20 protein-coding genes are annotated in these 20,968 nt (G+C 74.8%); 10 read left to right on the forward strand and 10 right to left on the reverse strand.

Annotation, left to right across the window (positions count from 1 at the left end; all coding sequences use genetic code 11):
* Window positions 1-22: 22 nt before the first annotated feature.
* The 3 genes from AC07AL_RS29620 to AC07AL_RS29630 form a co-directional block, all read right to left on the reverse strand.
* Entirely contained in the window at window positions 23-1,315 is a 1,293-nt protein-coding gene (locus AC07AL_RS29620; protein WP_363582753.1) for an MFS transporter, read from the reverse strand.
* Window positions 1,316-1,704: 389 nt separating this feature from the next.
* The gene (locus tag AC07AL_RS29625; protein WP_363633541.1) at window positions 1,705-2,793 is read right to left on the reverse strand and encodes a PP2C family protein-serine/threonine phosphatase; all 1,089 of its coding nucleotides are present in this window, start codon (window positions 2,791-2,793) and stop codon (window positions 1,705-1,707) included.
* A 222-nt stretch (window positions 2,794-3,015) separates the two neighbouring features.
* Window positions 3,016-3,669, reverse strand: a complete 654-nt coding sequence (locus AC07AL_RS29630; RefSeq protein WP_478318825.1) for a maleylpyruvate isomerase family mycothiol-dependent enzyme — start codon at window positions 3,667-3,669, stop codon at window positions 3,016-3,018.
* A 71-nt stretch (window positions 3,670-3,740) separates the two neighbouring features.
* Here AC07AL_RS29630 and AC07AL_RS29635 point away from each other — a divergent pair, with 71 nt between their 5' ends.
* Complete coding sequence (locus tag AC07AL_RS29635; RefSeq protein ID WP_478318826.1) at window positions 3,741-4,703, forward strand: LysR family transcriptional regulator; 963 nt, start codon at window positions 3,741-3,743, stop codon at window positions 4,701-4,703.
* A gap of 33 nt (window positions 4,704-4,736) precedes the next feature.
* Here AC07AL_RS29635 and AC07AL_RS29640 read toward each other — a convergent pair whose 3' ends face one another.
* Window positions 4,737-5,882, reverse strand: coding sequence for an erythromycin esterase family protein (locus tag AC07AL_RS29640; protein WP_478318828.1), 1,146 nt, complete (start codon window positions 5,880-5,882; stop codon window positions 4,737-4,739).
* 90 nt (window positions 5,883-5,972) lie between these two features.
* Between AC07AL_RS29640 and AC07AL_RS29645 the strand changes: the two genes are divergently transcribed.
* Entirely contained in the window at window positions 5,973-6,770 is a 798-nt protein-coding gene (locus AC07AL_RS29645) for a TioE family transcriptional regulator (RefSeq protein WP_478318858.1), read from the forward strand.
* Between the two features lie 33 nt (window positions 6,771-6,803).
* Here AC07AL_RS29645 and AC07AL_RS29650 read toward each other — a convergent pair whose 3' ends face one another.
* Complete coding sequence (locus AC07AL_RS29650; protein ID WP_478318830.1) at window positions 6,804-7,667, reverse strand: AfsR/SARP family transcriptional regulator; 864 nt, start codon at window positions 7,665-7,667, stop codon at window positions 6,804-6,806.
* A gap of 235 nt (window positions 7,668-7,902) precedes the next feature.
* The gene (locus AC07AL_RS29655) at window positions 7,903-8,556 is read right to left on the reverse strand and encodes a ScbR family autoregulator-binding transcription factor (RefSeq protein ID WP_363633690.1); all 654 of its coding nucleotides are present in this window, start codon (window positions 8,554-8,556) and stop codon (window positions 7,903-7,905) included.
* A 461-nt stretch (window positions 8,557-9,017) separates the two neighbouring features.
* Here AC07AL_RS29655 and AC07AL_RS29660 point away from each other — a divergent pair, with 461 nt between their 5' ends.
* From AC07AL_RS29660 to AC07AL_RS29670, 3 genes are all read left to right on the forward strand, one after another.
* Entirely contained in the window at window positions 9,018-10,022 is a 1,005-nt protein-coding gene (locus AC07AL_RS29660; RefSeq protein WP_363633689.1) for a ScbA/BarX family gamma-butyrolactone biosynthesis protein, read from the forward strand.
* Window positions 10,023-10,307: 285 nt separating this feature from the next.
* A complete protein-coding gene (locus AC07AL_RS29665; RefSeq protein ID WP_478318832.1) occupies window positions 10,308-10,838 on the forward strand; it encodes a DUF5959 family protein in 531 nt (176 codons plus the stop codon).
* A 178-nt stretch (window positions 10,839-11,016) separates the two neighbouring features.
* A complete protein-coding gene (locus tag AC07AL_RS29670) occupies window positions 11,017-11,682 on the forward strand; it encodes a response regulator transcription factor (protein WP_478318833.1) in 666 nt (221 codons plus the stop codon).
* A gap of 44 nt (window positions 11,683-11,726) precedes the next feature.
* On the opposite strand, the gene AC07AL_RS29675 is transcribed toward AC07AL_RS29670, so the two are convergent.
* The 3 genes from AC07AL_RS29675 to AC07AL_RS29685 all read right to left on the reverse strand — a co-directional run bounded on the left by AC07AL_RS29675 (window position 11,727) and on the right by AC07AL_RS29685 (window position 15,326).
* Complete coding sequence (locus AC07AL_RS29675) at window positions 11,727-13,037, reverse strand: sensor histidine kinase (RefSeq protein WP_478318834.1); 1,311 nt, start codon at window positions 13,035-13,037, stop codon at window positions 11,727-11,729.
* Window positions 13,038-13,173: 136 nt separating this feature from the next.
* On the reverse strand, window positions 13,174-14,559 hold the full coding sequence (locus AC07AL_RS29680) for an FtsX-like permease family protein (protein WP_478318836.1): 1,386 nt from the start codon (window positions 14,557-14,559) through the stop codon (window positions 13,174-13,176).
* Window positions 14,556-15,326, reverse strand: coding sequence for an ABC transporter ATP-binding protein (locus AC07AL_RS29685; RefSeq protein WP_363633693.1), 771 nt, complete (start codon window positions 15,324-15,326; stop codon window positions 14,556-14,558). Before AC07AL_RS29685 ends, AC07AL_RS29680 begins: the two co-directional genes overlap by 4 nt.
* 311 nt (window positions 15,327-15,637) lie before the next feature.
* Between AC07AL_RS29685 and AC07AL_RS29690 the strand changes: the two genes are divergently transcribed.
* From AC07AL_RS29690 to AC07AL_RS29710, 5 genes are all read left to right on the forward strand, one after another.
* Window positions 15,638-17,773: a serine/threonine-protein kinase gene (locus AC07AL_RS29690; protein ID WP_478318838.1), complete on the forward strand. Its 2,136-nt coding sequence runs from the start codon at window positions 15,638-15,640 to the stop codon at window positions 17,771-17,773.
* A gap of 180 nt (window positions 17,774-17,953) precedes the next feature.
* The gene (locus AC07AL_RS29695; protein ID WP_400984908.1) at window positions 17,954-18,499 is read left to right on the forward strand and encodes a hypothetical protein; all 546 of its coding nucleotides are present in this window, start codon (window positions 17,954-17,956) and stop codon (window positions 18,497-18,499) included.
* Complete coding sequence (locus tag AC07AL_RS29700; RefSeq protein WP_400984910.1) at window positions 18,496-19,407, forward strand: ketopantoate reductase family protein; 912 nt, start codon at window positions 18,496-18,498, stop codon at window positions 19,405-19,407. The genes AC07AL_RS29695 and AC07AL_RS29700 overlap by 4 nt, the downstream gene beginning before the upstream one ends.
* A gap of 186 nt (window positions 19,408-19,593) precedes the next feature.
* Window positions 19,594-19,995, forward strand: coding sequence for a hypothetical protein (locus AC07AL_RS29705; protein WP_363582723.1), 402 nt, complete (start codon window positions 19,594-19,596; stop codon window positions 19,993-19,995).
* Window positions 19,996-20,138: 143 nt separating this feature from the next.
* Window positions 20,139-20,522: a hypothetical protein gene (locus AC07AL_RS29710; protein WP_478318841.1), complete on the forward strand. Its 384-nt coding sequence runs from the start codon at window positions 20,139-20,141 to the stop codon at window positions 20,520-20,522.
* A 164-nt stretch (window positions 20,523-20,686) separates the two neighbouring features.
* Here AC07AL_RS29710 and AC07AL_RS29715 read toward each other — a convergent pair whose 3' ends face one another.
* Entirely contained in the window at window positions 20,687-20,950 is a 264-nt protein-coding gene (locus AC07AL_RS29715) for a hypothetical protein (RefSeq protein WP_363582719.1), read from the reverse strand.
* Window positions 20,951-20,968: the final 18 nt, after the last annotated feature.

The following is a 20,968-nucleotide window of genomic DNA, read 5'->3' on the forward strand; positions in this document are numbered from 1 at the left end:
GCTCGTCGGGCGGCCGGGTGCGTCAGGCGGCGGGGCTCGCGACGGGCTCCTCCCCGGCCGTGGCGGCGGTGTCCGCCGGGAGGTCCCGCAGCCGGCGCAGCGGCGACAGCAGCAGCGGCACCGGGACGAGCAGGAAGCCCGCCGCGCACAGCCACAGCGCGGCGCGCGGTCCGGCCGCGTCGGCGACGGTGCCGCCGACGAGCGCGCCGATCGGCAGCGTGCCCCAGACCAGGAAGCGCATGGTGGCGTTCATCCGGCCGAGCAGCTCCGGCGGGCACAGGCTCTGCCGGAAGCTCACCTGGGCGACGTTGTAGGCCACCGCGCCGAACAGCACCACCGCCGAGGCGATTCCGAACAGCACCACGCCCGCGCCCCGGCCGGACAGCGGCCACAGCAGCGCGAACGGCGCCGTCACCACGGTGGCGAGCCAGATCAGCCGGGCCTGGCCGAGCCACGCCGCCAGCCGCCCCGCGCACAGCGCCCCGGCCAGGCCGCCGACGGCGGAGGCCGACAGCAGCAGACCGATGGCGCCCGGCGCGAGGTCGAGCACCCGCACCCAGAACACCGTCTGCACGGCCGCCAGCACGGCGGCGAACAGGTTGGACACGGCGGTCGCGGCGGCGATCGCGCGCAGCAGCGGGTGCCCGAGCACGAAGCGCACGCCCTCGGCGACCTCGGCACGCAGCGACCGTCCGGGCGCCGGCTCCGGTCGGGGCTCCTCGACCCGGATCCGGGCGAGCAGCAGGGCGGAGGCGAGGTAGCCGACGGCGTCGGCCACGATGGCGAGCGACGCGCCGAGCAGTTGGACCAGGCCGCCGCCGAGCCCGGGCCCGACGATCTGCGCCGAGGAGCGGACCGTCTCGATCGCGCCGTTGCCCCCGACCAGTTGCTCGCGCGGCAGGACGGACGGCAGGAAGGACTGGTGGGCGACGTCGAAGAAGACCGTCGCCACCCCGGTGACCAGCGCCACCAGGTAGAGCTGGGCCATGGTCAGCACGCCGAGCGCGGCGGCCGGCGGGATCGACCCGACGGCGAGGCAGCGCACCACGTCGGCGCGGATCAGCACCGGGAGCTTGCGCATCCGGTCCAGCCAGGCGCCGGCCGGCAGGCCGACCAGTAGGAACGCGGCGGTCTCGGCGGCGGTCAGCAGGCCGACCTCGAAGGGTGTGGCGTCGAGCACCATCACCGCCACCAACGGGAGCGCGACCAGGGTCACCTGGCTGCCCGTCTGGGCCGTCGCGGCTCCGGTGAGCAGGAGTCGGAAGTCGCGGTGGCCGAGCAGGCGGTCGCGGCGGGGGCTTGGCGTCTCGTTCATCAGTGCGACTTTCGGTCACCACTTCGCTACTGGGCAAGCATCGCGTCCGTTTCCGGACGAACCACGGGTCGGCCGGATCGCGCCACTCCCGCGACCCGCCCTTACGGACCCCATACGACCGAGCACGCTCCCGCCGGGACGTCCGCGCAGGCCGCCGACCTGGGGCGGACCACTCGCACGGCCACCCGGCGCACCGCGGGCCCCGCACGTCCAATTCGCCGTCCGCTATGCGGGCATTCGCATTCCGGCCACCGGACGCCGTCACTCAACTTGGCTGGATCATGCGAAACACTGACTGTCCGTCATCTGATCGTGATATCGGCCGCGTCGCGGGAGGCCGTGGGAAGAAGCACCCGCGCCGCCGAACGGGCCGGACCGGGCCCCGCCGCTCAGTCCGCCTCCCGGCAGGTCACCGCCAGCACCGCCATGTCGTCGTCCCGCGGCCCGCCCGTCCACCGCTCCACGTCCGCCACCAGCGCGTCGACGGCCTCCTGGGGGCCGTCGAACGGGCCGAGCGGGCCGAGGGCGAGCAGCGGATCGTAGAACTCCCCGGCCGCGTCCCGGGCCTCCGTCACCCCGTCGGTCACCAGCAGCAGCGTGCACCCCGGCGGGAACGGCCGGGTCTCCGGCGCCGGCCGGGCCACGCCCAGCGAGCCCATCCCGAGCGGCAGCCCCGGGTCGGCGGCATCCAGCCGGCGCACCGCCTCCGGCCCGCCCAGCAGGTACGGTCCCGGGTGCCCGCAGTCGAGCGTGCGCACGACGTCCTCACCCGGCGGGAACTCGACCAGCAGCGCCGTGATGAACCCCTCCAGCCGCACCTCCTCGGCCAGCAGCGTGCTCTCCCGGGTCAGCGCCCGCTCCAGCCCGTCGGCCAGCGCCGCGAGGTCCGGCGCCCGGTGGGCGTCCTCCCGGAACGCGCCGAGCAGCACCGACACCGCGCCGACCGCCTGCAGCCCCTTGCCCCGCACGTCCGCGATCAGCACCCGTACGCCGTGCGGGGTCGCCTGCAGCGCGTACGCGTCGCCGCCGATCAGCGCCTCGGTCTGCGCCGCCCGGTAGCAGGCGGCGACCGACAGTCGGCCCACTCGCGCGGGCGGCTCGGGCAGCACCGCCCGCTGGGCGGCCTCGGCCACCGACCGCACCTGCGCCAGCCGCTCCCCGTGCCGGGCGACGACGCGGTTGACCCAGACGCCGAGCAGCGCGGCGAAGGCCGTGTTCACCAGCTCCAGGTAGCCGTCCTGGGTGCCGATCGAGCCGTCCCGCACGGCCAGCACGAGGATGCCGGTCACATTGGCGACGCCCACCGCGAGGGTGTCCCGCAAGGTCAGCAGGGCGCCGGTCAGGACGGCGGCGGCCGCGAGGAGCGGGTCGCCCCAGTAATCGGCGGGATCCAGGGAGTTCCAGACGAGCCCGGCGACGATCAGCAACCACGGCGCGAACCGCACGTACGGCGGCCACTGCTCGGACCTCGGGGCCATCGGAGACCTTGCTTCCCGTCTCACCGCCTATCCGGAATTGGCGATTCCGATCCTAGCCACCCCTGCGCGCCCCCGCGCGCGCCCGACTGCGCCGCGGGGAGCGAACCGCGCGGTGGCGCCCCTCGGCCACCGGGGCGGGGCCGTGGGTCAGCCCGGTGATCTGCTCCGGCACCCGCACAGCGCTCCCGCCGACGGCCGGGCACGCGAGAGCGGACGCGCCCGCTACCCGTCCAGGGTGAACCGCCCCGCGCCCGGGGCGGTGAGGAGGCCGGGCGGCAGCCGGCGCCCGTAGGTGAGCAGCAGGAGGTGTTCGGCCCGGCCCTCCACCACGGCCGGGCCCTCGCCGTACGCCCAGGCGGTGTCGGTGGCCCGCAGGTGGACACCGTCGAGTCGGGCGCCGAAGAAGCGCAGGCTGCGCCGGGAGACGGTGGCGAGCAGGGCGGTGACCCGAGGCAGCGGTAGGCGCGAGGGCAGGCCGAGCGCGGTGGTGATGTCGAGGCCGTGCACGACGTCGTGGGCGAGGGCGGCGATCCGGCCGCCGACCGGGGGGCGCCAGGGGTGTTCGGCGTGGTCGGCGAGAGCGGCGGCGAGTTGACGGTCGGTGAGGGCGGCGGCGTCGCGGCGCGCCACCCGGTCGGTCATCCGGTGGAGGGAGCCGCCGGCCCGCATGAGGTCCGCGAGACTGCGGGCGGTGGAGTGGCGGAAGCCGGTGCTCATGTGGGCGGCGACCTCGCGAACGCGCCAACCTGCGCACAGCGAAGGGGAGTTCCACTGCTCCCGGGAGAAGGTGGTGAACACCTCGGCGAGTTCCCGGCGTTCGGCCGCGATCTGCTCGCGGACCCAGTCGACGGCCTGGTCGTGCTGCACGGTTCCCATGCCTCCAGCCTGCGGCCGGGACCCTCCGGACGTCCAAGACCGGGGAGTTCTTCCACCTATCATCAGAAGTTATGGAACTCCGGCAGCTCCAGTACTTCGTCACCGTGGCCCAGCAGGGCAGCTTCACCCGCGCCGCCGAGCTGCTGCACCTCACCCAGCCCGGGGTCAGCGCCCAGATCCGGCAGCTGGAGAGGGAGTTGGGCCACCGGCTGCTGGACCGCGGCGGGCGCGGCGTCCGGCTCACCCCGGTCGGCGAGGCGGTGCTCCCGCACGCGCGGGCGGCGCTCGCCTCCGCCGCGGCCGCGCGGCAGACGGCGCAGGACTTCGGCGGACTGCGGCGCGGGCACGTCCGGCTCGGGCTGGTCTCCGGGGCAGCCCTGGGTCCTGTCCCGCCGGCCGGGGCGGACGGCCTTCCCGGACTCGCCACCACGCTCGCCGCGTTCCGCCGCGACCACCCGGGCATCGACCTCTCGCTGGCCGAGGACGGTACCGCGCGGATGCTCGGCGCCCTGCGCGAGGGGCGGTTGGACCTCGCCGTGATCGGCCTGCCCACCACCGCGAGCGGACGGGACGACGACGACGGCTGGCGGACGCTGGCCGGGCTCGCCCTGCACACCGTGCTGGAAGCCCCGCTGGTCGCCGCCTTCACCGGGCACCACCCGCTGGCCGGCGGACCGGACGGCCCCCTGCCGGTCGCCGCACTGGCCGGGCACGCCCTGGTGAGCACCCCGCGCGGCACCGGCCTGCGGACGGCACTGGAGCAGGCCCTGGCCGCGGCCGGGGCACGCCCCACGGTCGCGGTCGAGGCGTCCGCCCCGCCGCAGCTGGCCGAACTCGCCGCGCACGGGCTGGGCGTGGCCGTGCTGCCGGATCCGCCGCCCGCCGCCGGGCTGCGGATCCGGCCGCTCACCGACCCCGTCCCGCTGGTGCGGATCGCGCTGGCCTGGCCGACCGGCCGCCCCACCGCGCCGCCCACGGCCGCGCTCCTGGGCCACTTGCGGACGTCCTATCCGGGCCCGGGGGCCCGCACCTGACGCTGCCGGGGGTCCGTCCTCCGCAGGCCGCCGTCAGAGCTCGGCGGCGGCGGTCCCGTCGCCGATGTGCAGGATCGCGTCGGCCCCGTCGAGGACCGCCCGGTCGAGCGGGAAGTAGCCCTGCTCCGGCGTGGTGTCGGTGCGCGTCCGGCCACCGGCGGCCGCACCGGGCTCGACCAGTCCCCAGGTGGCGGCCCCGCGCTGGAGCGCGCCCTCGTGGGTGCCCGGCTCGGGCTCCTGGAGCCCGACGGCCTCGCTGCGGCCCAGGCTGCCGGGGACGAAGGTGTACGGCTCGTCCAGGGAGTTCAGGATCGCGCCGACGCCGCTCCAGGTCAGGTCCAGGTCCGCCAGCCGCATGGCGCTCGGCTGCCGCTGCAGGTGGAGGTTGTGGGCGAAGACCAGGGTCCCCCCTCGGCGGGCCTCGCCGCCGCGGATGTCGAGGAGGTTCTGGGCCATGAGCACGTCCCGGGTGCCGAGGAGGCCGGACAGCCGGGCGCCCGGCTCCAGGCGCTCGGCCGACTGCCGGTGGTAGCGGAGCAGACCGAGGCCGGCGGTGAGGTGCGTCCTGGCCCTGAGCCACTCGGCGCGCGAGGTCGCCGCGACCAGTTCCGGGGCCCGCGCGTACAGCAGGGTGAGCAGGTCGTCGGCGACCGTCCGCAGCTTCTCCGCCTCGGCGGAGGCGCCGGGCGACATCTCCGGGTCCAGGACCGCCTCGGGGCGGCTCCAGCGCTGGTCCTCGCCGACCAGGCCGGCGAGGTCGAGGTCGAGCCCGAGGTAGTCGCGGGCGTGTTCGAGGTAGCGCCGCGGGCTGGGTGCGCTGGTGTTCTCCGTCTGCGCGTCGAAGCCGTGGAAGGCCAGACGGTCCGCCGGCGGCCGGCTCCGGTTGTACTCGCGCATCCAGGCGACCAGCCGCCGGTTGCCGTCCAGTTCTCCGAAGCCGTGGGAGAAACCCTCGCCCATCACCGAGTCGAGGGTGCCCACCCCCTCCTGGACGAAGTCGTTCACGGTGAGCGCGGCCACCCGGTCGGTTTCGAGGGCGATCGACCGGAATCCCCGGTCGACCAGTCGGGCGAACAGCTCGTTGCGGATCCGCGCGAAGGCCGGTTCCCGGTGGGTGGGTTCACCGAGCGCCAGCAGTGCGCATGACGGAGGGACGAGGTCTCGCAAGTCCTGACTCATGACCCTCAAGCGTATCCTTGAAAGAACGGTTGAGACTTTTCCTGCTCCGACCGCCCGATCCTCCGCTGAAGTCTCAAACCGGTGACCACCATGCGCCCCTCCGACCTCGCCCGCGGGCACGGCCTCTCGACCCAGGCCGTGCGCAACTACGAGCGGGACGGCTTCCTCCCGCCCGCCGAACGCACCGCCAGCGGCTACCGCATCTACACCGAGGTGCACGCGGCCGCGCTCGACGCCTACCGCTCCCTGGTCGCGGCGTACGGCCACGCGACCGGCGGCCGGATCATGACCGCACTCCACCGGGGCGGGCTCGACGACGCCCTGACGGCCATCGACCGCGGCCACGGCCAACTGCTCCGCGACCGGGACACCCTGGACGCGGTGCGGGAGGCCGTGCACCACCTGACGGCGCGACCCGACGCGGCGCGGGATCTCTCGGCGGACCTTGCAGCGGACCTTGCAGCGGATCTTGAGACGGATCTTGAGGCGGGCCCATCGGCGGAGCCCGCGGTGGACGGCGCCGTCCTGAGCATCGGCGAACTCGCCCACCGGCTCGGCGTCACCCCGGCGACCGTGCGCAACTGGGAGGGCGCGGGCATCCTCACCCCCGCCCGGGACCAGGCCACCGGGCACCGCGTCTTCCGCGCCGACGACATCCGCGACGCCGAACTCGCCCACCTGCTCCGGCGCGGCGGCTACCCGCTGGACCACATCGCCACCGTGGTCCGACAGGTGCGGACGGCCGGCGGCACGGCCTCCCTGGCCGACGCCCTCGACGGCTGGCAGCGCAGGCTCACCGCCCAGGGCCTGGCCATGCTCGACGCGGCCGCCCGGCTCGGCCACTACCTGGGCCTGACCGGCCACCCGCGGCCGGACCTGGGGTCTTAATCAGCGATTCGGCGGGCCGCCTCCGTGGCGGGCTCAGCCGACGCGGGTGAGCCGGGTGGTGCGAGGAGGGGTCTGGTCGGCGGGGGTGGCGGGGCCGGCGGCACGGTCGGGCTCGGGGCGATCGGGGTTGGCGAGCAGGATGGAGCGCTGGAGCCGTCGCAGTCCGGCCGAGGGTTCCATGCCCAACTCCCGTACCAGGGTGTTGCGCAGGCGCTGGTAGGCCTCCAGGGCCTCGCCCCGTCGGCCGGAGCGGTGCAGGGCGATCATGTACTGGCCGTGCAGGCTCTCGTGGGTGCGGTAGCGGTCGACCAGGACGGTGAGTTCGGCGAGCAGGACGCGGTGGCGGCCCAGCCGCAGGTCGGCCTCGATCCGCTGATCCAGCGCGCAGAGCCGGGTCTCCTCCAACCGCTTGGCCTCGACGGCGAGTTGACCGCCGAGCGGGACGTCGGCGAACGCCGGACCGCGCCACAGGCCGAGCGCCTCGCCCAACTGGCGGGCGGCGAGCGGGAAGTCGCCGCCGTCCATGGCCCGGTAGCCGAGGCCCGCGAGGCGGTCGAACTCCTGGAGGTCGACCAGTCCGCCGCCGCTGTCGAGCCGGTAGCCGCCGGGCGAGGTCACCAGGACGTCCTTGGCTCCGCACCCTCCTCCGGCGTCATCGCGGTGGGCGAGCGCCCGGTCGATGAGGTCGCGCAGTTGGAGGACGTAGGTCTGGACGGTGGTGCGCGCGCTGCGTGGCGGATGGCCGGACCACAGTTCCTCCGCGAGGACGCCCGCCGAGATGACCTGGTCGGCGCGCAGGGCCAGCAGGGCGAGCACTTGCCGTGGTTTCGGCGCCGAGGGCACCACCGACACCCCGCACACCTGGACCCCCAAGGCCCCCAACACCCGGATCTCCATGACGTCCACCCCAATCCAGACGGATCGGCGACCCCGACGGCCACCGGCCGGCCGGCGCTGCGGCTACCGCACAGCCGAGCACCAGGTGCTCATCCAAAAACAGGACGGACGGTTTGTCAATACAAAACCGAACGAGCTGTTTGTTTTTGAACGGACCATCGAGCTCCGGACTGCGGCGACCGACCGGACCGACCGCCGCCACAAGTGCCGCCGCGTCAGCCCCGGGCGCAAGCCGTCAGGCGCCACCAGCACGGGCCGCCGCCAGCTCGGCCACCACCCGCCCACCACGGTCCGAGCCCAGATCCAGCGCGGCCAGCACCCCGGGGACCGCGATGCTCGGCATCACGTGCCGGTACAGCACGGCCACCCGGCGCTCCAGATCCGCCCGGCCGGACATCTTCTGGGACTGGATCTGCACGCCCGTCCAGGCGCCCGTCATCAGCCACGCCGTCTCGGCCGGCAGCACGTGCGGCAGCAGCTCGCCCCGCTCGCCGGCCGCCGTCAGCACCGCCTCCAGCCGGGCGATCCACCCGGGCGTGGCACCGCCACTGAGGTCGCCGAACACGTCCTGGCCGAGCGAGAGCCGCGCGCCCGCGCTCAACAGCGGGTCACCCGGCATGAGATGGGCGACGACCATCCCCAGGTCGACGAACTCCTGGAGCTTGCAATGCCGTTCGGGGATCTCGTCCCGACCGAACTGCTCCTCCACGACGCCCTGCGCGAGCTCCCGCTTCGACGCGAAGTGGAAGTACACCGCACCCCGGGTCACACCCGCACGGGCGACCACCTCACCGATCGTCGCCCCCTCGTACCCGTGCTCGTCGAAGACCGAGGCCGCCGCCTCCAGGATCAGCCGACGCGTCCGGATCGCCCGCTCCTGCCGCACCACCGCAACCACCCCGCCCGAAACGCTCGGCAAACAAAACCAAACACCCTGTATCTTACCCGCCGGTCAACCGGCGATCCCTCGCCCCCAGGTCGCATGCACCCGCCTTCGAGTGAAGGAAAACCGCGTGGACGCTACAGGGCGGGAAAGCGACCGCCACCCCTCCCCCGGCCGACAGAGCCGGAATCCGGCTCCCCACTTCCGGCCGCATCCCACCGAAAACGGCCCGCCGTGATAATGCACCTGTCACCCCACTTTTGGGGATTCCTTTGCAGGCCAGGCGGCATCCGCCCCAGGTTCAGGCCACCCGGACGGCCATCGCGCGGCACCTGGAGCGACCACCCGACCACGCTCGGCCGCCAACGAACCTTCGTTCGGGCTCCTTGAAAACCAAACCGGAAGGTACGTATCTTACGAGCCCTGAGCAGCCCACCCCGCCCGCCACGGCCTTCCGGAGCGCTCCCATGACCCTGCTTGCCTACCGCGCCCCCGCCATCTCCCGCGTCGCCGGCGCGGACCACGGCACCACCCCCGGCCGCACCGCCGGACCGGCCGTGCCGACCGGACCGGCACCGCGCCTGACCAGCACCGTTGCCAAGGAGTACGTCCACCGGGCCTGTCACGCCGAGGTCTTCCTCACCGGCAGCGAGCAGCTGAACGAGACGACCTTCGCCGTCACCGCGCAGTGGCCGCGCGCCCACACCTTCTTCACCACCCCCGACGGAACCCGGCACGACCCGATCCAGGCCGCTGAAACGATCCGCCAAGCCGGGCTCTACCTCGCGCACACCCGGTTCGGCGTCCCGCTCGACCACAAGTTCATGATGTGGAACCTCGACTACACCACCCGCCCCCGCCAACTGCTCATCGGCGCGGCGCCCACCGACCTCACCATCGAGGCCAGACTCGTCCCACAGCCGCGCCGGGCCGGCACCACCATCGACTTCACCCTCAGCACCGTCATCCGACGCGGCGCCCACCTCGCCGCCACCGGACACGCCCGGTTCACCACCGTGCCGGACTCCACCTACCGGCGGCTGCGCGGGGCACGCCGCGAGGTCGACCCGGCGCCCGCCGTCTCCGGCGAGCCGCTGGCCCCGGGCCGAGTGGGCCGGATCCGCCCCTGCGACGTCGTCCTGACCCCGGCCGACGCACCCGGGACCTGGCACCTCACCCCCGACCTCTGGCACCCGATCCTCTTCGACCACGCCAACGACCACATTCCCGGCATGGTCCTACTGGAGGCCGCCCGCCAGGCCACCAACGCGCTCGTCTCACCGGCCACCGTCATCCCCGCCTCCGCCGCGACCACCTACCACCGGTACGCCGAGCACGACGCCGCCACCACGATCACCGCCCGGCACACCCCCGGTGACGACCCGGACGCCCTCACCACCACCGTCACCGGCCACCAGAACGGCGAGCCGATCTTCACCACCGTCCTGACCGGCCACGCCGACCAGCGGTGACCGGCGCCGCCGGACACTGACGGGCACTGACGGGCACTGACGGGCGCCGACGGACTCCCGTCGACCCGCGCCGGCCCCGACCAGTCCCGGCCGGTCCCGACCAGGGCGGACCAGCCCTGAGCAGCGCGGACCACCAGCCGACCACCGCCCCACCCGGCCCGTCCGACCTCCACGGTCGGGCGGGCCGTCGGCGCGCCGGAGACGAACCCCTCCCACGGACTGGCACCGGACGAACACCTGCGCGAGGATGTCAGCCCTTGGATTCGCAGTGACCGGGAGTACACAGTGCGTGAAGTCGCTTCGCACCAGAACGAGTTGATCAGACTGACGGACCGCCCCGGCACCGACGACGCCACCGGGCACGAGGGGCGCACCGGCGGGCGGAGCGTACGGGTGCGGGTGCTGGGGCGGCACGCACCGGGCTCCCTGCTCGGCCACGACTGGCTGGACTGCGAGATCACCGTCACCGCCGACTCGGCCCGCGGGCAGTTCGTCACACTGGTGACTGGACGTCAACTCCAGCAGTGGGAAGCCGCCCTGGAACGTCTGGCGCGACGCGAGGCGGTGCGCTGGCTGGACGAGGAGCACGGCCCGGAGCTGCGGATCGAGCCGGGGCGACCCGGCGGCCTCTGGGTGACCGTCTCCGACGCCGAGGACTCCGGCGTCACCCTCCGGGTCGTCCTGTCCCCCGCCCCCGGCTGGCTGGACGAGCAGCGCGCCCTGCTCAAACTCGTCCGGGACGCCTACCCGTTCGAGGTGGTCGAGGTCGCCCCCGGCGTCCACGCCTGGCGCGGACAGCAGGGGGGCGAACACTGACGTACCGTCAATACTGTTCTGACGAAGGGACCGACGCCCCGCGCAGCGAGCCGCCGGGCAGGGTGAGGAGGAGCCGCACGGCACGGGCGGCGAGTTGGACGGCGGAGCCGGCCGACAGCCGGCCCCGGGCGGCCGGGCGCCGACCGGCGGCGGACCGGCCACCGCCGATAATGGCGACATGATCGAGAAGCAGCTCCGCGTCGTCCTCGCCGAGGACTCGGTGATCCTCCGGGACGGCATGGTCGAACTCCTCACCGCACGCGGGTGCGCCGTGGTCGCCACCGCCGGGACGGCCCCCGAACTGATCGCCGCCGTCGACGAGCACCGGCCCGATGTGGCCGTGGTCGACATCCGGATGCCGCCCAGCCACACCGACGAGGGCATCCGCGCCGCCGTCGAGCTCCGCTCCACCTCGCCCGGGGTCGGCATCCTGGTCTTCTCCCAGCACGCCGAGCCCGCCTGGGCGGCCCGGCTGCTCGCAGGTGGCGCCGCCGGCGTCGGCTATCTGCTCAAGGAACGCGTCGCCCGCACCTCGGAGTTCGTGGACGCGCTGCACCGGGTGGCGGCCGGCGGCACGGCGCTCGACCCGGAGATCGTCAACGGCCTGATGCACGGCGGGCGGCGAAACCGTGTCGACGCGCTCACCCCGCGCGAACGGGAGGTACTGGAGCTGATGGCGCAGGGCCACTCCAACCGTTCGATCGCCGGGTTGCTCGTGGTCTCGGAGCGGGCGGTGGAGAAGCACGTCGCCGCCGTCTTCGCCAAGTTCGACCTGCCGGCGACCGAAACCGACAACCGGCGCGTCAAAGCCGTCCTCACCTACCTCGCCGAGACCGGCGGCTGAGCCGGGAGCAGCGGTTCCGTGGACGGCCGCGCCGCGGCCACCCGTCACAGGCGGCTCGGCAGTTCGGCGGTGACCGTCGTCGGCCCGCCCGGCGGGCTGTCCACCCGCAGCACCCCGTCCACCGCCGCGAGCCGTTCGGCCAGGCCCGCCAGGCCCGAGCCCGAACCCGACCCGGAGCCCGAACCGGAGCCCCCGCCCGGGGCGGCGCCCCCGCGGCCGTCGTCGCGCACCGTCAGCCGCACCCGCCCGTCGGCTGCGCTCGCCGCGAGCTCCGCCGCCGCCGCGCCGCTGTGCTTGCCGACGTTGGTCAGCAACTCGGCCGCGCAGAAGTAGACGGCCTGCTCGATCGCCGCGTCCGGCCGCTCCCTCAGGTCCAGCCGTACCGTGACCGGCACCGGCGCGGTAGCGGTGAGCCCGGGCAGCGCCTGGGCGAGGCCGCCGTCCAGCGCCACCGGGTGGATGCCCCGGGTGAGCCGGCGCAGCTCCGCGATGGTGTCGTCGGTCTGCCGACGGGCCCGGTCGACCAGGGTGCGCAGGCGCTCGGCGTCCGGAGCGCCGGGCGGGCCGGGCAGCCCGGTCAGCCCGGGCTGGGCGTCGCCAACGGCCTCACCGGTGACCGCACCGAGGGCGTCGCCGGCCAACGAGAGGGTGATGGCGAGCGCGACCAGTTGCGCCTGCGTCCCGTCGTGCAGATCGCGTTCGAGGCGGCGCAACCGGTCGGTGTTCTCGGCGAGCAGGGTGGCCCGGGCGGTCTCCAGCTCGCGCACCCGCTCCTGCGACCGCACCGGGCCGAGCAGCAGCCGGGCGAGGCCCCGATTGGCCGCGCTCACCGCCCGCAGCGCCGCCGGCACCGCCGCCAGTACGGCGAGCCCGGCCGGGGCCCCGGCCACGTCCAGCCAGCCGACCGGTCTGGGCCCCGGCTCCAGCAGCCGCACCCACACCGGGAAGCCCACCAACCAGACGCAGCTGAGCGGCAGTCCGACCGCGACCAGGAAGCCGAGCACCCCCAGTGGCAGCCGCAGCAGCAGGTAGAGCAGCGCCCGCCAGGCCACCGGGTCGGTCAGCACCGCCCGGCCCCGGGCGATCGCCCCGGACGGGAGGGGCAGCGCGCCCGGCGCCGGCACCCGCTCGCCGAGCAGCCGCCCGACCAGTCGCCGGTGCAGCCCGCCCAGCCCGCGCGCCCCAGCCAGGGCGGCCACCACGAACGGCAGCCCGAGCACGGTGAGCGAGAGCAACGCCCCGGCATAGAGGACGGCCACGGCGTAGACCCCGCCGAGCACGCCGATCGGCAGCCCGAGCAGCGCGAAGGCCAACTCGCCACCGCGCACCGACAGATACCGCCGACGCTCAGCCACCGTCCACCTCACCACTCCCACTCACCACGCTCACCGCACTCACCACTCACCACTCACCACTCACCGCTTCGACGACACACCCAGGCGGCTTCGACCCGGCCCCACCGCACCTGGCGAAGGGCCCGGCCACCCCCGCTCACCCCCGCTCACCGCCGACCGCCTCGACCGCGCGCCCCCGGATCGCCCGCAGGCCGGCGCCCAGGATTCCCGGTACCGTCAGCGCCGCCGCGCCCGCCACCACCCAGCCGCACGCAGCGCCGGGCACCACCGGCAGCACCGACCCCGTCACCGCCCGGGCGAACGCCCCCGTGGCGATGGCCGCCACCGCCGCACCCAGCAGCACGCCGACCGCCGTGGTGAGGGCCGCCTCGACGGACAGCATCCGCAGCAGTTGCCGCCTGGTCGCGCCGACCAGGCGCAGTAGCGCGAACTCGCGCCACCGGTCGGCCGTCAGGGCGACCAGCGTGTTGACGGTGGAGACGGCCGCGAAGCAGACCAGCATCCCCAGTTCCGCCTCCCGGAGCCAGACGTCCGTCACCTTGGTGACGCTGGTCGCGGCGCCGGTCGTACGGACCACGTGCTCGGCGGTGCTCGTCATGATCAACATGGTGCCCGACAGCCCGACCAGGAGCGCGACCGGCACCACGGCCGAGGAGAGCCGGGCCGCGTAGCCGCGCAGGTTGGCGTCGGCGAGCCAGCCCGCCCCGGGGGCCAGCACCCGTACTGGCGCGCCGAGCACGGCGGCCACGGCCCGTGCGGCGAGCGGCCCGAGCAGGGCGAGGGCGACCAGCAGCACCAGCGAGCCGAGCATCGCCGCCTGCCCCGCCTTGTCCAGTTCACCGGCCCCTCTGGTGGCGGCGAGCCGCAGCAGCAGCACCCCGCCCGCCAGGACGGCCAGCCCGGCCAGCACCCGCAGCACGCCCGTGCGCCGCTGGCCCGAGGTGTCGGCGGTCAGCGCGGCGGCCGGGGTGAGCCGGGTGATCCGTCGGGCGGCGAGGGCGGCGGCGGCCAGGCCGACCAGCAGCGCCACCGCCAGTGCGACCAGCATCGGCACCGGCGTCCCGGGGATCCGCAGGCCGGGCGCGGCCAGCCCGCGCCGTCGGAGCGCGGCGAGGAAGCCCCGGGCGGCGAGGGTGCCCGCCGCGCCGCCGGGCACGGCTGTCAGCAGGACGGTCGCCGCGACCTGGGCCCGCACCAGCCGACGCACCTGACGGGGTGTCGCGGCGACCGTCCGCAGCAGGGCGAGGTCGCGGTGCTGCTGGCGGAGGGTGAAGCCGAGCGCGTTGACCACGACGAACAGCGCGACCAGGACGGCGATCTCACCGAACGCCCCCGCGATCAGCAGCAGGCCCGGCCCGGCCACCGCCCGGCGGGCCACCGCGGAGGCCATGGCCTGGGCGGCGACCAGCGAGCCGAACAGCGTCACCGTCCCCACCGCCAGGAACAGCGCCACCGCCAGCCCGGCGAAGGCGGCCGGTCGGCGCCGGATCTGACCGGCCGCCAGGGAGAGGACGGGGCTCATCGCGCTCCCCCGCCCAGCCGGCTCAACCGCTCGCCGACCTGTGCGGCGGTCGGCCGGTCGAGCTCGTCCACCAGCAGCCCGTCGGCCAGCAGCAGCACCCGGTCCGCGTAGCCGGCGGCCACCGGGTCGTGGGTGACCATCACACACGTCCGCCCGTCCACGTCCACACCGGAACGCAGCAGGTCGAGGACGTCGTGCCCGGTCGCCCGGTCGAGCGCGCCGGTCGGCTCGTCCGCGAACAGCACGGCCGGCCGCGCGACCAGCGCCCGGGCGATCGCCACCCGCTGCTGCTGGCCGCCGGACAGCTGCCCGGGCCGGTGCCGTTCCCGCCCGGACAGGCCGACCCTGGCGAGCGCCTCCCGCACCTGCGCCCCGTCCGGCCGCGCCCCCGCGAGCCGCCCGGGAAGTTCGACGTTCTGCGCGACGGTCATCGCGGGCATCAGGTTGAACGCCTGGAACACGAACCCCACCCTGGTACGGCGCAGCTGCGCGAGCCGCCGCTCGGGCAGCCGGGACACCTCCGTCCCGCCCCAGCGGACGGTGCCCCGGGTGGGGCGGTCCATCCCGGCGAGGCAGTGCAGCAGCGTCGTCTTGCCGGAACCCGAGGGCCCCATCACCGCCGTGAACGTCCCCGGCGCGAAGGCCACGGACACCCCCCGCAACGCCCGGACGGCGGCCGTGCCCCGCCCGTACTCCCGGTGCAGCCCGTCCCCGGTCAGGGTCGCGCCCGCCACCTCGCCGCTCGCCGCCGCGGCGGCTGTCGTCATCCCGTTCATGCCCTCCATCCTGGGCATGAACGGCCGCACGATCGATTGGGCTGGCCCCCCAATTCGGGGTTCGGAAAACCGAACCCCGCAGGTGGCCCTACCTCCGGACCCAGGACGCGTACGTCGGGTCGAGGCCGTCGCGGTCCCGTCCCACCCCGGCACCGTCGCGGTCCGGTCCCATCCCGGCGCCGTCGAGGTCGACCGACCGACCGACCGACCCGAGCCACCGTCACGGCGCCCGCCGGTGCGGTACTAGGCTGGCTCCCGTTTGACCGGGGGACGGGGGACGGGTGTCTGAGGACGGGGGTCACGTGACCTTGCTGGAGAACGATCCGCGCGAGATCGGCGGGTACCGGCTGGAGGGCCGGATCGGCGCGGGCGGGATGGGCGTCGTGTACCGCGCGCGGTCGCTGTCCGGGCGGCAGGTGGCACTCAAGGTGATCCGCCCCGAGCTCGCCGGGGACGAAGAGTTCCGGGCCCGGTTCCGACACGAGGTCGAGGCCGCCCGCCGGGTGAGCGGGGCGTTCACCGCACCCGTCGTCGACGCGGACCCCGACGCCCCGTCGCCCTGGCTGGCCACCCTGTACGTCCCGGGCCCTTCGCTGGCCGAACGGGTCGCCCGGCAGGGCCCGTTGAGCCCGCCGGAGGTACGGCGGCTGGCGACGGGCCTCGCGGAGGCGCTGCGGGACATCCATCGTGCCGGGCTGGTGCACCGGGACCTCAAGCCCGGCAACGTCCTGCTCGCCGAGGACGGCCCCCGCGTGATCGACTTCGGCATCGCCCGCGCCCTGGACGGCACCCAGCTCACCAGCACCGGCGTCGCCGTCGGCACACCGCCGTTCATGGCGCCGGAGCAGTTCCGGCGCGGCGACACCAGCCCGGCCACCGACGTGTTCGCGCTCGGTTCGGTGCTGGCCTTCGCGGGCACCGGGCGCGGTCCGTTCGGCGCGGACTCCTCGCACGCGGTGGGCTTCCGGGTCGTCTACGAGGAGCCGGACCTCGCCGGGCTGGCGGCGGAGCTGCTCCCCATGGTCGCGGCCTGCCTCGCCAAGGAGCCGACCCGACGGCCCACCCTGGAGACGTTGCTGACGTGGTCCGTCGCGGGCGTGGAGCCTCCCCCGGCCGCGCCCGACACCCGGCCCGCGACCGTGTGGGAGCGGCCCGCCGTGCCGCCCGTACCGACCGAGCCGGACGTCCGCTCGGCACCCCTCGCACCCGCCCTCCCCCCGCCCGCCGGGCCCGCCGTCATACCGGCGCCGACCGACCCCGTCGTCCCCAGGCCACGCCGCCGGACGGCCGCGCTCGTCGTCGCGGTCGCCGTCGCGCTGGCCGCGGCCGGCGGCGCGGCCGTCCTGCTGCGGCAGCAGGAGAAGGACAGCGGCGGTGCCGGTGCCCTGCCCCCGGCCGCCTCGGCTCCGTCCACTCCCGGTCAGTCAGGCCGGTCCGGCCCGCCCGACTGCCCCTCGGCCCGCGCCGTCGTGGGCGGAGACGGGCCGTTGAAGACCGTCATGAGCCGTTGGACGGCCGACTACCACCAGGCGTGCCCCACCGCGAACGTGGCCACCGCCGACCTGGGCGGCACCGCCGACCAGCAGTTCGTCGCCGGCCAGGTCGACGCCGTCACCCTCGACGACGCGCCCCTGGGCGACGAGGGTGACGGCCTCGGCAAGCGGTGCACGGCCGCCCGGCCCGCCCAACTCCCGCTCGCCGCCCTGCCGATCGCGGTCGTCTACAACGTCCCCGGGCTCGACTCGCTGGTACTGGACGCCCCGACGGTGGCCCGGATCTTCAACGGCCAGATCACCAGCTGGCGGGATCCCGCGATCGCGACGCTCAACCCCGGCCGGGTGCTGCCCGACTCGGCCATCACCGCGGTCCACCCGTCGGCCGAATCGCCGATCACGCTCGGCTTCACCCGCTACCTCGCCAAGGCCGCGTCCGCCGCCTGGCCGTACCCGACGGCCGCCCGCTCCTGGCCCGCCCAGGCGACGGGCGGTCTGGCGGTCGGCGATCTCGGCGCCGTCCGCCAGACGGTGACCGGCAAGTCCGGCGCGATCGCCTTCCTCCCGCTCAAGGACGCCGACGGGCTGCGGACCGCGAAACTGTCCGCCGGCTCCGGCCCGGTGGCCGCCACCACCGAGGCCGCCACCGCCGCCCTGGTCGGCGCCAAGGTCACCGGCACGGGCGCCGGCCTGACGGTCGACGTCGACTACGCGAACCCCGGCTCCGGCGCGTACCCGCTCGTCCAGGTCGGCTACGCGGTGTTCTGCGACACCAACGCACCGGACAACCGCGGCAACCGCCCGACCCAGGCACTGGCCGGTCTGCTCTCCCACGCGGTGAGCGCCGCCGGCCAGCCGGCCGCGACGCAGCTGGGCTACGCCGCACTGCCGCCCGCCCTCGCCCGTCAGGTCACCGACGCGCTGAACGGTCTGACGGCCGGCTGACCGGCACGGTGGGCGCCCGGACCGCCGCCCCCTCCCGCCCGGAGAGTCGGTGCCGGCGCTCACCGACCGCGACGCCCGACGGCAGGACGCGGTTCGGGCCACCGCCTCGGTACGCCCGCGAGCTGAGCCTCGCCCGCCCCCGGGCCCCGCGCCGCCCATCCGACGAGGGATCATGAACGGGTGACCATCGACCTGCTGCCCGGCCACGGCGTCCGCCTGCCCGCGCCGCTGCCCGGACTGCGCTTCGGCCTCACCGAGGCGACGGTCCGCCGCCTGCTGGCCCCGCACCACGAGGCGCTCCCGGGCGGTGTGCGCCCCATCTTCGTCTGCGGCTCCAGCTGGGCTCTGCACTTCACCCTGCCCGGGGTCGGCGTCACCCTCTGCTCGGGCTCGGGCGAGCGCCTCCGGGCCGTCTTCCTCTCGCGCCGCCCGGTGGAACCGCTGGAGGGTGCGACCGCCTGCCCGGTCGGCCTCCACGGCGTCGACGTCTTCGGCCGGCCGGCCCACGAGGTGGTCGAGGCGCTGCGCGCCGGGGGCCTGCCCGTCCCCGATCCCGCCCACGGCAACGTCCGGTACGACACGCTGCGCCTCAGCCGAAACACCCCCGTGCGCTGGACCCCGGCCGGCGGGCGGAAGCCGCGCCACGAACCGCCGTTCACCTTCGGCCTCGTCTCCCTCTCCTCCCCGGAAGCCCACCCCTCACCCCTTCACCAGGAGTCGACATGACCACCACCCCCGCGTCCACCTCCGCGACCACCCCCTTGACCATCGCCGTCCTCGGGCCGGGCGGCGTCGGCGGCCTGATCGGCGGACTGCTCGCGCGCGCCGGGCACCGGGTGATCTGCCTGGCCGGCGAGGAGACCACCGCCGTCCTCAACCGGGACGGACTGCACGTCCACAGCGGGCAGTTCGGCGAGTTCACCGCCCGGGTCGAAGCCGCCACCGAACTGCGCGAGCCGGTCGACGCCGCGTTCGTGACCGTCAAGGAGACGGCGCTGGCCGACGCTCTCGACCGGATGCCGCCGCAGGCCCTCGGCTCCGCCGTCGTGGTGCCGCTGCTCAACGGACTCGACCACGTCGCGGCGCTGCGCGAGCGCTACCCGGCCGGGCAGGTCGCGGCCGGCACGATCCGGGTCGAGGCCACTCGGACCGCGCCCGGGCGGATCGAGCACACCAGCCCCTTCACCGTGCTCGAACTGGCCGGACCGGCAGCGGACTTGGCCGAGCAGCTGCGGCGCACCGGCCTCGATGTCACGCTTCGCGAGGACGAGACCGCGATGCTCTGGAGCAAGCTCTCCTTCCTCGCCCCGTTCGCGCTGCTCACCACCCGCCACCGCAGCGAGGTCGGCGTCGTACGCACCGAGCACCGGTCCGAACTGCTCACCGTCCTCGACGAGATCGCGGCCGTCTCCGGCGCGGCGGGCGCCCCGGCGGACGCACAGGCACTGCTCGCCGCCTTCGACCGGGTGCCCGGGTCGATGAAGTCCTCGATGCAGCGCGACGTGGAGGCAGGCCGTCCGATCGAACTGGACGCCATCGGCGGCGCCGTCCTGCGGGCCGCCGCCGCACACGGGGTCGACACCCCGACCCTCGCCGGACTGGTGCGCGACCTCTCCGGACCGGCCAACCGGTAGCAGTCCCGGCCGACTTCACGTCATGGGCAGCACCCCTGACGTGAAGTCGGCGAAGTCGAGTCCGGAATCTGATGTTCCATCAACTCCCTTTCCTGGCCGACAGTAAAGGTTCACCCATGATTCACCCGATCGGGCGGAACCACGAGCGGGCGATCAGGCGTTGTTGCCGGCGGGAGGGATACAGACATGACAAGGAAACCGTACCGACTGGCCGCCGCCGCACTCGCGCTGCTCGCCACCGCTCCACTGCTCAGCGCATGCAAGGACGTCGACCAGGCACTCGACTGCGGCAAACAGGCCGTCAGCATCACCGGCGACATCCAGGACCTCGCCTCATCGGCCATCAACGTCGGCCAACTCACCGACCAGGATCGCCGCAAACACACCTCCGACGCCCTGAAGAAGGTCGGCGACGACATCAAGAAGCTCCGCGACCACAACAGTGGGGACAAGCTCGACAAGGCCACCGACAAGCTGAACAAGGCCGTCTCCAGCGCCCAGGACAACGTCTCCAAGGGCAAGATGCCCGACATCGGGGCGATCACCGACGCCGCCGGCGACGTGACCAGCGCCTGCGCCGGGTCCTGAGCCACCGACCGCACCGCCCGCTCCCGGCCCCGCACCCGCGGGGCCGGGAGCAACCCGGGGCCCGCCCCGGCCTGTCGCCACCGACCGGGCCCCGCCAGGCGGTAGGAATGGCACCGGGATCGAACCGCACCACGGAGGCACCGGTGAACCACCCGATCCTCGACCAGATCCGCGACCTGCGCGCCGAGTTGGCGCCCGGCGACGCCGCCCCGGCACTCGTCACGGCGCTCGCCGACGGCACGGCGCCCCGCCCGGCCCTGGCCGAACTCGCCGCCCAGCAGCACCGGATCATCGCCTCCGACCGGCGCAGCCTGCTGCTGCTCGCCACCCGCAGCGCCGACCTTCCGGTGAGCGCCTGGTTCGCCGCCCTCGCCGGGGCGAGAGCGCCGCGCTGCGCACCCTGCCCGGCCTCGCCGCCGCCTGCGGCCTCGGCCCGGACGAACTCGCCGCCCGGCCACCACTGGCCGGCTGCCAGGCCTACCCGGCCTACCCGGCCTACCCGGCCTACCTCGCCTGGCTCGCACTGAACGGCGAGCCCGCCGCCGCGGCCGCCGCGCTGGTCGCCAACTTCACGGCCTGGAGTAAGTATACAGACGTAGACTTAACCCCTGGCCTGCGGAAACACGTACAGCTCACCAGCTACGCGCTCGTCGCGTGAGCTTGGAGGCTCCGGTTTGAGCGGGGCGCCCAATCAGGGCATCGTCTTCCGCCCTGGCATGCTGATAGGCATCCACGGCCAGGGTGCGGGGCGCAGACCGGTTGCTTCCTCAAGCGGCCGGACGCGGTACCCGGCCTTGATCATCTGGGCCTGGAGCCAGTTGGAATCGCACCCGTAAACCGTCGCGAGCCTTCTGACGCCGACGCCGGAGGCGTACCGGAGGGCGATGGCCGGCAGCGCGGCGATCACGAGTGCCCTGAGCATGGCCTGCCGGTCTTGTTCGGTGGTGGCCCACATGGCTACTCCTGAGGAGGG

Source organism: Kitasatospora sp. NPDC043949 (assembly GCF_056435365.1).